Genomic DNA, 14145 nt, shown 5'->3' with positions numbered 1-14145 from the left:
CGGGCCGAATTGCCAAACCTCATTTATACTTTTTTTAAAGTATTTATAAAAGGTTGGCAATCATTGCGTTACTTACCGTCTTCGCTCGGTTTTTTGGTACGGAAGGTGTTATAGCGCGGTTTTGCAATGCGTACAGTACGCTTGGAAAGGTCTACACTCGCGTTTAGTTCAAACCCGATAAGCAGTATCATGGAGTTTAAATACATGTAAACCATTACCACTATCAGCGTACCTATTGCACCGTACACCGTATTGTACGATGAGAAGTTGTTGGTGTAATAAGTAAAACCTACCGATGTTACAATGGCAAGCGATGTTGCCAGTATAGAGCCCGGGTTTATAAACTTCCATTTACGCTTATTTGACGGGCCATAGCGGTACAATATGCAAATGCTGGTGAAGAATATCACCAAAATGATGAGCCAGCGCGAGAATGCTATCAACCAGAACCATACCTCGGCCTGGCTATGCAGTTTGTGTTGTATAAAATGTATAACCGCTTGTCCGGCTATCATAATAATAATAGCTATAAGTAAAGCAATGCTTATAACTACAGTAAGGATAAGGGCGATAAGCCGCCTTTTTAGCCAGGTACGGGTTTCCAGTATCAGGGATGATTTGTTAAAGGCCTGCATTAAATTGCTAACGCCGTTTGTGGCAAAATATAAAGCGGTTATAAAGCCTACCGACAGTAATTTACCATTTTGCCGCGCAATAATATCAAATATGGTATCGTGAAACGCAGTATAAGCGTTGGCAGGCATTATCATTGCAAAAAGGCTTAAGAGGTCTGACTGAAAGCCTTTAACGGGTATGTAAGCAATTAACGTAAATAAAAATATAATGGCCGGGAAAAGCGCCAGCATAAAGTTGTAGGCCAGCGCGGCGGCGCGGTTAGCCAGCGATGTTTTATAGATCTCCTGAATAAAAAAAACAACAACAGTATAAAGGGGCAGGGGCCTGAAACCAGGTATGTAAACCGTTTTTGTCCAATCGGTGATGTATTGGTAAAACTTAAAGTTCAATAAAAATCTGTGCACCCATCTCATCGCAGTTAAAATTACTCAAAAAACGGCTTTAATTTTTCAATAAAATCGGCAGGCGGCAGGCAGGGGCGGTTTGTTTTCATGTTAATAAAAGCCAGCAGCGTTTCGCCAATGTGTATCAGTTCGTTTTTTTCGTTAAACAACTCGTACCTGAAATGGATCTTCACGCCCGGCATCTTATCCATAATTACGTTTATGGTAATTTCCTCGTCGTAGCGCGCGGGTTTAAGATATTTGCATTTTAGCTCCAGCACGGGCATCATAACACCCGATGCTTCCATGCCGCTGTAAGTAAGGCCCAGGCTGCGCAGCATTTCTACACGGCCCACCTCAAAAAACTCGGCGTAGTTGCCGTAGTACATATAACCCATCTGGTCGGTTTCGCCGTACCTAACCCTCAGTTTTGTAGCGTTCTCAAACATCAGCGTTTTATATTCCTGTCGTTAAGCGCCTGCTGAAATTTGCGGGCATTTACACGGTGCTCGGCTTCGTTATCCGCAAAATTATGATAACCGCTAAAATCTTCTTTAGCGCACATGTACAGGTAATCGCTCTTTTTATAATTCAGCACAGCGTTAATAGCATTTACCGAGGGCATCATGATGGGTCCCGGGGGCAAACCGGTATGCAGATAGGTGTTATAAGGCGAGTTGGTAACCAGGTAGCGGTTAAGTACGCGTTTTATGGTAAAATCATTCACCGCGAAAATAACGGTAGGGTCGGCCTGCAGTTTCATGCCTTTTTTAAGGCGGTTCAGGTAAAGGCCTGCAATGGCCGGCATTTCGTCGTCGTGCAGGGCTTCGGCATCCACAATCGACGCTAATACAGATACTTCCTGCGGGGTTAAGTTAATGGCCGCAGCTTTTTGCCTGCGCTCGGGCGTCCAGAATTTCTCGTAGTTGGCATACATGCGCTTAAAAAATTTCTCGGCGGATGTGTTCCAGTACACCTGGTACGAGTTGGGGATAAAAACCGTATAAATATTATCGGTAGTAAAACCATATTGTTCGGCAAATTTAGCCGAATCGAGCAATCGTAGGATCGAAACCGAATCAGCCTCGATCTTTTTCGATATAAACCCTGCAAACTGATCTTTGAGGCGTATATTGTGGAAGGCAACGTTCACCGGCTCCTGGTTGCCCGCCTTAAGCATATTTATAAGGCTGCGATTGCTCATGCCCGCTTTTAAACGGTATTTGCCCGGCTTAACTTTCATGTATTTCATGCTATGGGCGGCCTGTAAAAACGAAGTAGTATCTTTTACTATGCCTTGTTGTGTAATAGATTGATATACATCGTCAAGGTTGGATCCGGTTTTAATATAAAGGTACTCTTGCTTATCAGTAACGTTTGGCCCAAAAAAGCGCAGGTAATAAAATATGCCTGTACCGGCCAGTGATATGATGATGATAACCACCAGCGCTATCCAAAATTTTTTCATATATATAACGGAAAGATTGTTATTGTTTACTGTTATGTTTTTGCAGCGCTTTAAGGCCACCCGTAAGGTTTACCACATTGGTAAACCCGCTTTCGGCCAGTAGTGCCTGCGCCGCCGCGCTCCTGATACCGGCACTGCAAATAACGATTATCTCGTCGGTTTTGTTGTATTTAATGTTGCTAAAGTTGTGTTTAAGCTTACCTGCCGGAATATTTTGCCCGCCGATATTAAAGGTATGATATTCAATAACTTCCCTTACGTCGAGCAGGTTTAGCGGTTCGCGTTTTTGTATGCGCCGGCTTAATGCTTCGGCATCAATTTGCTGGTGCATCGCTTATCGGCTTGCTTTGTGATACCGTTAAATTAACACGTGTACCTATACTGGTTTTGCTCAACGAATCGGTACGTGCAGGTATTTGCGATACCACCACAACGTTTGTAGAATCGGTGATAGTACCCTGGTAAGTAATGGTGCCCATGGTCAATCCGGCCCCCTTAACAGCAAATCTGGCAGCATCAAGGTCAAGGTTCACCAGGTCGGGGATATCTACTTCGCTTGCGCCAGCGCCATTGCCCAGCACCAGGTCAAGCTTTGAGCCTTTCGGTATCTTTGTGCCGGGCTTTATTACCAGCCCGCCAAAACGCACTTCCAGCACGCGGTCGCGCGCAATGTCCGACCGGTAGGTGGTGTCGCCAACTTTAAGGCCATAATTTGATAAAGTAGCTACAGCTTCGCGATAAATGCTTTGCTCGGTGATCAGGTCGGGCAGCGATACAGGCGGCGCCTGCTGCGTAACCATGGTAAGGTATATGGTGCGGTTTTCTTTTACGTTGGTACCGGCGTCAGGGTCCTGCTCTACAATGGTACCGGGGGCCTGGTCGGGTACATAAACCGAATCTATCTTGAAGTTAAACCCCTGTTCTTTAAGGCGGTCCATTGCCCTGTCAACATTAAGGCCCTTAAGCGAAGGCACGGGTATGCCCTGCCCGTGGCGTGTGTACGAGCTAAGACTAAAAAACGCTATTAAAACAATGCTGATAACCGTGGCTATAACCAATAAAACAGTGTTGCGGAATTGCCTGGTTTTTAAATAAGCCCAAAAATTACTCATGCGTTTTTGTTGGAAATTAAGTTCAAACATAATGAATTGATTTCGGATTTCGGATTTTCAATTTCGGATTTTGCCTTGAGCAGGCTGGGGTAATTCTGCTATATCATTGCCGGCCAGCGTTGTACCAACAAGTATGCGGATAAGCGATCTTGTCATGGTGGTTGTCGGTTGGGAATAGCAATGAGCGGGCTATCATTATGAAAGCACAGCACTTATCTCTTCTACGTTAGGAATGGCAGTGAGGAGTATGAATCGTCAGTGGATGTACTTTTTCTTTTCTCTCAAAAGAAAAAGTACCAAAAAGAAAAGTCGCGGCTGCGCCCTGTTCTATGAAAAGGGTGTGCTAAGGCAATGCCTGTACTACCCGAACAGGCCAATGCCGCATTTTGCGGTGTCGTTAAGGCGGTGCTTTTTCTTGCGGATTGCTTTTCTATCGAAGATTGCCACGCTATCGCTCGCAATGACGGTTAATGTTTTCTGTCGTCAGCAAAGCAGCTTCGGGCGAAAGCGGGCAGAACGATGGTGGCCTTGAGCGGGGCAAGGGCATAGCAATACTTGCCTGAAGCGCATGGCTATGTGCGAACGAAGTTGAGGCAAGATTTTGCAGCCCGTGGTTCTGCATGCTTTGCAGGTAATGGCCATGTGCGGCAAAGAAGCCTTTTTGCTGACTTGATTTTTGGTTACTTTGTATCAAGACAAAGTAACAGCCCTCCGCGGCAATGAGCGGACTAACGGCCATTAAAGCACAGGCCAGTTCTTCGTTAGGAATGTGTTGGGCTATATCAGGGTCGGTGGATATACTTTTTATTTTCTCTTAAAAGAAAGTAACTAAAGAACCGACTCATTCACTAAACTGTTGTTCAATGGATGTAAAGATTTTTTGTAGGTCTTTAGTATTTTGATACAAAGACAATTACAGTGCCATCGGATTTCCATATTGGAGGATTACTGGAAAGATTCGTATTAGTAGAATCCATTATCGAGACATTAGTAAATCCTTTACCTATCAACTTCTTCATTATTTCTATACTGTATGCTCTATTCTTCTTAGCTTGTGCAGTATGATACTCGATGTAAATTTGTGATTTTGTGTTGCGTGTTGAATCAATAATGGCTTTTATAAAATCGTCAGATGGATGTAATACCTTGCCATCATTATAAATTTCAACCTTTGCATGGTCGCCAACAGCGCTCTGGCTCAATTGGGCGTTACTTAAATCATATTTAGAAGAGCTTTTTGGTATGTATTCATCTTTTTTTGTATCAGTCGCTACATTACCTACTGATATTGATTTAAATATTGGGTTTGCTACATGAGGTGGTTCTTTTAAAGTTTTTACGGGTAATTTTCCAAGTGAATCTGTTTTATTTACAGGTAATTGGACATAAACTATTCTAGGTTTAACATCACCAAAATGAAATTTACTCCATGGAATAAAGAAACAAGTCACTATCGCAACAGAAATTATCATTATAACAAATTCGGGACTTTTACGGATTTCAATCCATTTCTTAGATTTATACATATCGTATAACACTTTAAATAGCCCATAAAGTGCGCCTATATAAGAAAGGTACAACAGGTAATCCACGCGATTTTAGATTTAGACTACTAATGTAATAATCAAAATCAGATGTAAGAAATTTACTTAAGATGGTCTAACAGGTAATAGTCTCCTATCAAGACAAAGTAACAGCCCCCCGCGGCAATTGAGCGGACTAACGGCCATGAAAGCACTGGCCAGTTCTTCGTTAGGAATGTGTTGTGCTATATCAGTGTCAGTGGATGTACTTTTTCTTTTCTCTCAAAAGAAAAAGTACCAAAAAGAAAAGTCGCGGCTGCGTCCTGCTCTGTGAAAGGGTGTGCTTTATCAATGCTTGTGCTATCAGAACAGGCCAATGCCGCAGTTTTGGCTAACGTTCCGTTCATCAGGTTCAAAATAAAAATGAGGAGCGCAGGGATTCTTGTCAGAGTGAGCGGACCGGCTTAAGCATCACACTAACGTTCACCAAGCACAAACTTCTATAAAGAGAAATTCCCACCCAACAAAACCAAAAAAAACTATCTTTGGCTATCATGAAAACCTTAAACGTAGCCCTTTTGGCCGGTGGCTTTACCGGCGAGTACGAAGTATCTATCAACAGCGCTAAAAACATCGCCGCCAGTCTGGATGCATCAAAATATACGGTTTATACCATACTGATAAACCGCAATAACTGGGTTTTCGAAACCGCTCAGGGGAGTATCGATATAGATAAAAACGACTTCAGCCTAACCCTGAATGGCGAAAAGATAAAATTTGACTTTGCGTTCATCACCATACACGGCACACCCGGCGAAGATGGTAAACTGCAGGGTTACCTGGATATGATAGGCATTCCGTATAACACCTGCGATTCTACCACATCTGCCATTACCATGAACAAGGCTTACACCAAGGCCATTGTACAGGGCATACATGGGTTGCATACCGCCCGGTCCATTCAGTTGCACCAACATGACGAACATGACACCGCTACTATCGCATCAACGCTAAAGTTCCCGCTGTTCATTAAACCAAACAATGGCGGCAGCAGCGTAGGCATGAGCAAGGTTTATAACGTTAGCGGTTTGCATGAGGCCATTGAAAAAGCCTTTAAAGAAGATACCCAGGTACTGATAGAAGAGTTTATAGAGGGCCGCGAGTTTAGTATTGGCATAGCCCGCCTTAACGGCAAGGTGACGGTACTGCCTGCCACCGAGATCATCAGCTCGAAGGACTTTTTCGACTATGAGGCGAAGTACACTCCCGGCGTTTCTGAGGAAATTACACCGGCCGACTTGCCGGAAGCAAAAAATCGCGAAATAGCTGATATCGTTACCCAAATTTACCTGCGGCTGAATTGCCGGGGTATGGTGCGTATAGATTTTATTTTATTGGAGGGCAGCCAGGAGTTTTACTTTATAGAAGTGAATACCACCCCGGGGCAATCGGCCAATAGCCTGATCCCCCAGCAGGTGAGGGCGGCAGGTATGAGCGTTACCGATTTTTACGGTCAGCTTATAGAAGGAGCCATGTAACGGACCGCAATTTTCTGGAATTTTACCAAATTTTTTCGGTTTTTTTCGGGGATTTATAATGGCGTATGTTTGAATTACGTAACTTTGCCTTATGGCAGTTACAGAAACGATAGAAGATTTTTATAAACAGAAGTTTAACTGGTTACCTGATAACCTGAGCCAGGATATTGGTCACTTCAACGTTTTCAGGTTAGAGGATTGCTACCGCCCGGAGGCAAAACCAATAGTTTACGCGCGGCGCGACTTTTATAAGATCAGTATGGTGCGTGGCAAAAATATCGTCCATTATGCAGATAAAAGTATCGAAATAGAGGGCTGCACGCTTGTTTTTTTTAACCCCACGGTTCCGTATACCTTTGAGCACCACGATAACATACGCTCGGGTGCGTTCTGTATCTTCAGGGAGTCTTTCTTTACCGAAATGCTGCGGCGCAACATGCACGATCTGCCTATGTTTATGCCCAACGGCACCTTTACCTACAGCTTAAATGCTCAACAGGAAGCAGATGTATCCCAGGTTTTTGATAAAATGCTGGGCGAAATAAATTCAGACTACCGTTTCAAGTACGACCTGCTGCGTAATTACCTTACCGAGCTTATCCACTACGCGTTAAAGATCCAGCCGCAGGAAGTGCTGTATCAGCACCCTGACGCTAATTCGCGCATCACTGCCATATTTACCGAACTGCTGGAGAGGCAGTTCCCTATCGAAACGCCGTCGCAGCGGTTTAACCTGCGCTCGGCTAAGGATTTTGCCGATAAACTGTCGGTGCATGTTAACCACCTGAACAGGGCTATCCGCCAAACCACGGGTAAAACAACCACGCACCATATTTCGCAGCGCTTAGCCAGCGAAGCAAAGGCCCTCCTAAAACACACCACCTGGAATGTATCTGAAATAAGCTACTGCCTTGGTTTTGAAGAGCCGGCTCATTTTAATAATTTTTTCAAAAAATTAACTAACGCAACACCCTCTTCTTATCGTACTGTTTGAATTTTGTAATTATTGGTTTGAAAGATGTAAACTGTCGGGCGTTTTGTCACCTTAATTTTGTATCATGCAAATCAATAATACAGAAAACACAAAAACATGGTTTATCACAGGGGCGTCTAAAGGTTTAGGCCTGAGCCTGGTAAAACAGTTGCTTGCATCGGGGCAAAATGTAGCGGCAACATCACGCGATCTTGCTCAACTTGTGATAGCCGTAGGATCAGCCGCCGACAATTTCTTACCTATCGAAGTTGATCTGGCAAATGAAGATAGCGTTGGCTGCGCGCTTCATCAAACAAAAAAAACCTTTGGCCGCATAGATGTTGTAATTAACAATGCCGGTTATGGAATTGGTGGCAGCATTGAGGAATTAACCGACAAAGAGAGCCGGGATAGTTTTGACGTAAACGTGTTCGGCACCTTAAATGTTATACGCATGGTAATGCCTTATATGCGCTACCAGAAATCTGGCCATATTATCAATATTTCCTCAATAGCGGGTTTTGCGCCCGGGGTGGGCTGGTCGGTTTACGCGGCTACAAAATTTGCCGTTGAGGGCCTATCAACAGTGCTGGCCGAAGATGTTCGTGAGTTTGGAGTTAAAGTAACGGTGGTTGCGCCCGGGGATTTCCGGACAAGCTTTTTAACGCCCGAGTCTATAGCGATAGCTAAAAGCCGTATTGATGATTATCAAGAGGTGGGGGCCTCGTTAGAAAGATATCTTGGCTACCACGGTCAGCAGGCCGGCGATCCGGAAAAAGCCGCAGCAGCCATAATCAACGTTGCTTACCAGGACAACCCGCCCTTACATTTATTACTTGGTGCAGATGCCTACGACCGTGCTATGGCGCAGTTGGAAAAACTGGAAAAGGAGTTTCGCTTTAACGAAGAGTTAAGCAAATCGATGGCTTACAGCGCTTAATGTTGTTTAACAGAAATAACTGAACAACCCGCCAGGTTTTCTGTTGCTGTGATATGGACTTTACAATTGAACTGGAAGATATCATCAGCATGGTGATGTCGGTAATATGCGGGGGGATTATAGGCTTCGAGCGGGAGTACAAAAACAAGTCGACGGGCTTTAGAACAATTGTTTTGATCACCCTTGGCTCAACCATATTCACTATCGTATCAAGGCACGGGGCGGGTACCGACGACCGCATAGCTGCCAATATCATTACCGGTATAGGCTTTATAGGGGCTGGCGTGATCTTTAAGGACAGGATGTCGGTAATGGGGTTAACTACCGCAGCAGTAATATGGACCGCCGCAGCAATAGGGATGACCACCGGAATTGGCTATCACTCCCTGGCGTTTGTCTTCACGATCATCACGATGATCATATTGGTATTGGTAGATAAAGTGGAGTTGCTGATAGGAAAGATGAATAAGAATAAAGTGTTTAATATAAGCTTTAGCAGTGCTGATATAGCTGATTTACAGGTCCTTGAAGAAGTGATAAAAAAGCACCGGCTAAAAAGCAAACGTGTAGAAGTGTTTAAAAACGAAGATGTGCTTTGCGCGGTGATGCACGTAACAGGCATTAAAAAGAATGTTGACCTATTAAGCGAAGAAATGGTTAACATGCCTGCAATAAAAAACTTCCATTAATATTGATGATATTACAGCAATGTTACATGATTCGTTAGAAAGCTGCTGATATTTGAAAATCGAAAACCAAACAACAAAATCAAAAAAATATGATACCAGTAAAAGGATATGCGGCACAAGACCCGCAAACCGACCTTGCCCCCTGGAGTTTTGAACGCCGCGAAGTGGGCCCGCACGATGTGCAATTTGATATATTATTTTGCGGCGTTTGCCACTCGGATCTGCACCAGATAAAAAACGACTGGTTCCCGGGGATTTTCCCAATGGTGCCGGGGCACGAAATTGTCGGCCGCGTAGTAAAGGTAGGCGACCACGTAAAAAACTTTAAAGTAGGAGACCTTGCCGGTACCGGTTGTATGGTAGACTCGTGCCAGGTGTGCGAAAACTGCAAGCAGGACCTGGAACAATACTGCCTGGAAGGCAGCACCCTAACTTATAACAGTTACGAGCGTGATGGCAAAACGCCAACTTACGGTGGTTACAGCAACAGTATTGTAGTGCGCGAGGAGTTTGTACTCCATATTTCAGAAAAACTTGACCTGGCCGCTACCGCGCCGTTGTTGTGCGCAGGTATCACTACTTACTCCCCGCTTAGACACTGGCAGGTTGGTAAGGGCCACAAACTGGCCGTATTAGGCCTCGGCGGGCTTGGCCACATGGCCGTTAAGTTTGGCGTTGCCTTTGGTGCCGATGTTACCGTATTAAGCACCTCGCCAGGTAAAGAAGCGGATGCTAAAAAATTAGGTGCACATCACTTTGTGGTAACTACCGACCCCGAACAGTTGAAGGCCGCGCAGGGTTCATATGATTTTATATTGGACACCGTGTCGGCCGAGCACGATTTTAATATGTACCTGGGCTTACTGCGCACCAATGGCGTACACATTTGCGTAGGCGTTCCACCGAAACCTGCAGCGGTGGCAGCATTTAGCTTAATTGGCGGCCGTAAAAGCCTTGCCGGATCGAGCATTGGCGGTATAGCCGAAACTCAGGAAATGCTTGATTTTTGCGCCGAGCATGACATTGTTTCGGATATCGAGATCATCGATATTAAAAATATCACCGAATCGTATAAGCGTATGCTTAAAGGCGATGTACGTTACCGGTTTGTGATAGATATGTCAACCCTGTAGGTATTTCTGTAATTGATAAAAGCCGGCTAACCTACAGGTTAGCCGCCTTTTATATCATAAAAGCGGCGGATATCCCCAGAGCTATCCGCTTTCATATACACGAGTAGGGAGTGCATTCTCCATTTACGGCAGCGTGGTGAAGTCGTAAAAGGGTAGTGCTTCGTAATCGTCTATAAAGGCCATATGGTCCTTAAGTACTTCAAAAGCATTCGGGTACTTCTTATCGTCGATGGTAACAATTACCAATCCATCCATAGTATATTTACCATATTTGGCTTTAGCTACATCCAGGTCAGGAAATTCAACAGCGGCCATCCAATGCGGATCGAGGTATTTGATGGCACTTAAGGTATCCATCTGAAACTCCTTATCGTTTGAGACAATGATCCAATAAGGCGACTTACCATCAGCTGCCGGTTTCGCCAACTCAAGTGCAGGTTGTTTATCCGCACTAACCATTGCCCAGGCCCGCTTTTGCGCCAGGCCGGTAAAAGGTATGCTTAACAAAGCAAATATCGCGAGTATTAATGTGTTCTTTTTCATAGTGTTACGTTGCAAGTGTATTAGCTAATACAAATTACAAGCCAATAGTTCTGATACAACGGTACCTTATAGTAAATAGTGCCCCCGGATAACGTTAAGCCACGTTTATTACATTTAAATGTTGTATCGTTAACAGTACGCATTTTGCCTGCTACCTGTTACATTCTGGCAGGTATTGTTCAATATGTATTAATAGTCACAAATCTGTTACACTGTTACTAAATATGCCTTATGATATTTAACTCAAAGGTTATTTTCTTAATATTATATTTTGCTGGGGTATTTAATATCAGCTATCGTGAATAACTATTGACCAAACATTAACAAAATGAACAAGACTTTTAAATGTGCATTATTAGCGCAATCTGTGCTGGTAATGGCCCTTACGGCTAACGCGCAAACGGCTGCGCAGCCTAAACTGGTTGAGAAGGTAACCAGGAAGGGGACCGAACTGGTTATACCTTACGAGAAGTATGTGCTTCCGAACGGGTTAACCGTAATTTTGGCCGAAGATCACTCAGACCCCCTGGTACATGTTGATGTAACTTACCATGTTGGGTCGGCCCGCGAGGAGATCGGTAAATCGGGCTTCGCCCACTTTTTTGAACACATGATGTTCCAGGGAAGCGACCATGTTGCAAATGGCGACCACTTTAAGATCATCACCGAATCCGGTGGTACGCTTAACGGGTCGACCAACCGCGATCGTACCAACTATTACGAAACCGTACCGGCAAATCAGCTGGAAAAAATGCTTTGGCTGGAAAGCGACCGTATGGGCTTTTTGCTTGATGCCGTTACCCAGCAAAAATTTGAAGTGCAGCGTGCTACCGTAAAGAACGAGCGCGGCCAGAACTATGATAACCGCCCTTATGGCCTTGCCGGCGAGTATACATCAAAAAACCTGTATCCTTATGGTCATCCGTACTCGTGGTTAACAATTGGCTATATCGAAGAACTAAACAAAGTAGGGGTAAACGATCTGAAAAATTTCTTTTTAAGATGGTATGGCCCCAATAATGCTACCATCACCATTGGCGGCGACCTGAACCCTAAACAAACCCTGGCATTGGTAAGCAAGTATTTTGGCAGCATTCCACGTGGCCCGGTGGTAAAAAACGCATCGTTCCCGGCGCCGGTTTTAACTGCCGACAGGTATGTATCGTACACCGATAATTACGCCAAACTTCCGCTGTTGTCTATTACTTACCCGGGTGTTAAGATATATGATAAGGACATGTCGGCTTTAGATGCTTTGTCAGAGATCATTGGCCAGGGTCGTAATTCTATCTTCTACAAAAACTTTGTAAAAACCCGCAAGGCGGCGCAGGCATCCATGAACTCATCTAACACAGAACTGGCGGGCGAGATAAGCATGCGCGTTATCCCATTCCCGGGGCAAACTTTAGCCGATGCTAAGAAACTGATAGACGAGTCGTTAGCCGAGTTTGAAAAAACCGGTGTAACCGATGATGCCCTTGTACGCTTTAAGGCAAGCGCCGAAGCAAATGCCATTAATGGTTTATCAAGTGTTAGCGGTAAGGTATCTGAACTGGCGCAGGCACAGTATTTAACGGGCAACCCTAACCAGATAGGCCGCGAACTGGCGGATATACAGGCCGTTACCAAAGAAGATGTAATGCGCGTTTACAACAAGTATATTAAAGGTAAACCGGCAGTTATATTAAGCGTATTGCCAAAGGGTGGCACTGTTGCTCCTGTAGCACCTGATAATTATACCGTAAGCACGGCAGGCTATAAGGCGCCCGATTATGGCTACAATGGGCTAACCTACAAAAAGCCTGCTGATAACTTTGACCGCGCCGCTAAACCGGGCATTGGGGCAAATCCGGCTATTAAAGTTCCGGCTATTTGGATGGCTACCACGCCAAACGGTATTAAAATGATTGGCACTCAAAATAAAGAGATACCAACCGTTTCCATATCTATGTCTGTCAAAGGTGGTGGTTTGTATGCTATAAACAATCCCGAAAAGGCAGGTTTGGCAGGTATTGTAGCCCGTATGATGAACGAGGAAACCAAAAATTACACCGCCGAACAATTCAATTCGGAATTAGATAAACTGGGCAGCAACATCAGCGTGTTTGCGGGCAGCGAAGCCATGTATATTAACGTTTCTTCGCTGACAAAAAATTTGCCTAAAACAATGACCCTGCTGCAGGAGAGATTGTTTAACCCTAAATTTACACAAGACGCTTTAGACCGGATAAAAAAGCAAACCATTGAGGGGCTTAAACAAGCCAAAACACAGCCTGCGGGTGTGGCATCAACTGTTTACAGTAAAATACTTTACGGAACAGATAATGTACGCACCTACTCAACAACCGGTAACGAAGAAACAGTGGCGGGCATTACCCTGCAGGATGTTCAGGATTATTACGATAAGTATTTCACGCCGTCGCAAACGGAAATTGTTGTTGTGGGCGACGTTAACCAAGGCACCGCAAGAGGTAACCTGGCGTTCCTGAACGCATGGGCAGATAAGAAAGTAACGATACCTACCCCGGCCGAAGGAAAATCGTTTGATAAAACAACGCTTTACCTGGTTGATATACCGGGCGCGGCGCAATCAGAGATCCGGATTGGTTACCTTGACAAGCTGAACTATGACGCTATCGGCGATTATTATAAATTGGGGATAGCTAACTATATTTTAGGCGGCGCGTTCAACAGCCACATTAATCTTAACCTGCGCGAGAAAAAAGGCTGGACCTACGGCGCCCGTTCGGGCTTTAGCTCCGGCAGGTACGGCGGCGATTTCACTGCTTCGGCAGGCGTGCTGGCAACCGCCACCGATAGTTCGGTGTATGAATTTATCAAAGAGATACGCGACTATCAAAAAACAGGTATCACACCTGATGAGTTGAAATTTACGCAAACATCAATAGGCCAGAGTGACGCACGCAAGTACGAAACCAACGGGCAAAAAGCGGCGTTCCTGTCGCGCATACAGGAGTACGACCTGAAGCCTACTTATGTTGATGAGCAAAATAAAATTTTATCAACCATTACCCCGGCCGAGCTTAACGCGCTATCGGCTAAATACCTGAATACCGATAACATGGTTATTTTGGTTGTGGGCGATAAAGCAAGAATATTGCCGGGATTACAAAAACTGGGCTATCCAATTGTTGAACTGGACAGTGATGGTAAACCGAAAATGTAATTGTGTAATATCATAAAGTA

General features: G+C 44.6%; 15 protein-coding genes. 6 read left to right on the top strand and 9 right to left on the bottom strand.

The genetic code is table 11. The annotated features are described in order from the left end of the window. Nucleotides 1-68: 68 nt before the first annotated feature. The 8 genes from GWR56_RS18815 to GWR56_RS18780 form a co-directional block, all read right to left on the bottom strand. Nucleotides 69-1049, bottom strand: coding sequence for a YihY/virulence factor BrkB family protein (locus GWR56_RS18815; protein WP_162432744.1), 981 nt, complete (start codon nt 1047-1049; stop codon nt 69-71). Nucleotides 1050-1060: 11 nt separating this feature from the next. Beyond that, the gene (locus GWR56_RS18810) at nt 1061-1468 is read right to left on the bottom strand and encodes a thioesterase family protein (protein ID WP_162432743.1); all 408 of its coding nucleotides are present in this window, start codon (nt 1466-1468) and stop codon (nt 1061-1063) included. After that, nucleotides 1468-2487 (bottom strand): endolytic transglycosylase MltG, encoded by a 1020-nt coding sequence (mltG, locus tag GWR56_RS18805; protein WP_162432742.1) that lies wholly within the window; start codon nt 2485-2487, stop codon nt 1468-1470. The genes GWR56_RS18810 and mltG overlap by 1 nt, the downstream gene beginning before the upstream one ends. 19 nt (nt 2488-2506) lie before the next feature. Beyond that, nucleotides 2507-2818, bottom strand: coding sequence for a rhodanese-like domain-containing protein (locus GWR56_RS18800; RefSeq protein ID WP_162432741.1), 312 nt, complete (start codon nt 2816-2818; stop codon nt 2507-2509). Then, a complete protein-coding gene (locus tag GWR56_RS18795; RefSeq protein ID WP_162432740.1) occupies nt 2802-3599 on the bottom strand; it encodes a PASTA domain-containing protein in 798 nt (265 codons plus the stop codon). Before GWR56_RS18795 ends, GWR56_RS18800 begins: the two co-directional genes overlap by 17 nt. A 448-nt stretch (nt 3600-4047) precedes the next feature. Then, on the bottom strand, nt 4048-4293 hold the full coding sequence (locus GWR56_RS18790) for a hypothetical protein (RefSeq protein WP_162432739.1): 246 nt from the start codon (nt 4291-4293) through the stop codon (nt 4048-4050). Between the two features lie 196 nt (nt 4294-4489). After that, the gene (locus GWR56_RS18785; RefSeq protein WP_162432738.1) at nt 4490-5191 is read right to left on the bottom strand and encodes a hypothetical protein; all 702 of its coding nucleotides are present in this window, start codon (nt 5189-5191) and stop codon (nt 4490-4492) included. 176 nt (nt 5192-5367) lie between these two features. After that, nucleotides 5368-5529, bottom strand: coding sequence for a hypothetical protein (locus GWR56_RS18780; protein WP_162432737.1), 162 nt, complete (start codon nt 5527-5529; stop codon nt 5368-5370). A 147-nt stretch (nt 5530-5676) separates the two neighbouring features. On the opposite strand from GWR56_RS18780, the gene GWR56_RS18775 reads away from it, so the two are divergent. The 5 genes from GWR56_RS18775 to GWR56_RS18755 all read left to right on the top strand — a co-directional run bounded on the left by GWR56_RS18775 (nt 5677) and on the right by GWR56_RS18755 (nt 10395). Continuing rightward, nucleotides 5677-6660 carry a D-alanine--D-alanine ligase gene (locus tag GWR56_RS18775; RefSeq protein WP_162432736.1) on the top strand — a complete coding sequence of 328 codons (984 nt, stop codon included), beginning with the start codon at nt 5677-5679 and terminating at the stop codon, nt 6658-6660. 91 nt (nt 6661-6751) lie between these two features. After that, the gene (locus GWR56_RS18770) at nt 6752-7654 is read left to right on the top strand and encodes an AraC family transcriptional regulator (RefSeq protein WP_162432735.1); all 903 of its coding nucleotides are present in this window, start codon (nt 6752-6754) and stop codon (nt 7652-7654) included. A gap of 64 nt (nt 7655-7718) precedes the next feature. Continuing rightward, complete coding sequence (locus GWR56_RS18765; protein ID WP_162432734.1) at nt 7719-8573, top strand: SDR family NAD(P)-dependent oxidoreductase; 855 nt, start codon at nt 7719-7721, stop codon at nt 8571-8573. A gap of 53 nt (nt 8574-8626) precedes the next feature. Next, a complete protein-coding gene (locus GWR56_RS20660; protein WP_162432733.1) occupies nt 8627-9262 on the top strand; it encodes an MgtC/SapB family protein in 636 nt (211 codons plus the stop codon). A gap of 89 nt (nt 9263-9351) precedes the next feature. Further along, the gene (locus GWR56_RS18755; protein ID WP_162432732.1) at nt 9352-10395 is read left to right on the top strand and encodes an NAD(P)-dependent alcohol dehydrogenase; all 1044 of its coding nucleotides are present in this window, start codon (nt 9352-9354) and stop codon (nt 10393-10395) included. Nucleotides 10396-10518: 123 nt separating this feature from the next. Here GWR56_RS18755 and GWR56_RS18750 read toward each other — a convergent pair whose 3' ends face one another. Next, complete coding sequence (locus GWR56_RS18750) at nt 10519-10938, bottom strand: hypothetical protein (protein WP_162432731.1); 420 nt, start codon at nt 10936-10938, stop codon at nt 10519-10521. Between the two features lie 328 nt (nt 10939-11266). Between GWR56_RS18750 and GWR56_RS18745 the strand changes: the two genes are divergently transcribed. Then, nucleotides 11267-14125, top strand: coding sequence for a pitrilysin family protein (locus GWR56_RS18745; RefSeq protein ID WP_162432730.1), 2859 nt, complete (start codon nt 11267-11269; stop codon nt 14123-14125). Nucleotides 14126-14145: the final 20 nt, after the last annotated feature.

The sequence above is a fragment of the Mucilaginibacter sp. 14171R-50 genome, assembly GCF_010093045.1.
Taxonomy (GTDB): Bacteria; Bacteroidota; Bacteroidia; order Sphingobacteriales; family Sphingobacteriaceae; genus Mucilaginibacter.
The sequence above is the reverse complement of the archived record's forward strand: the minus strand, read 5'-3'. Positions and strand labels throughout refer to the sequence as shown.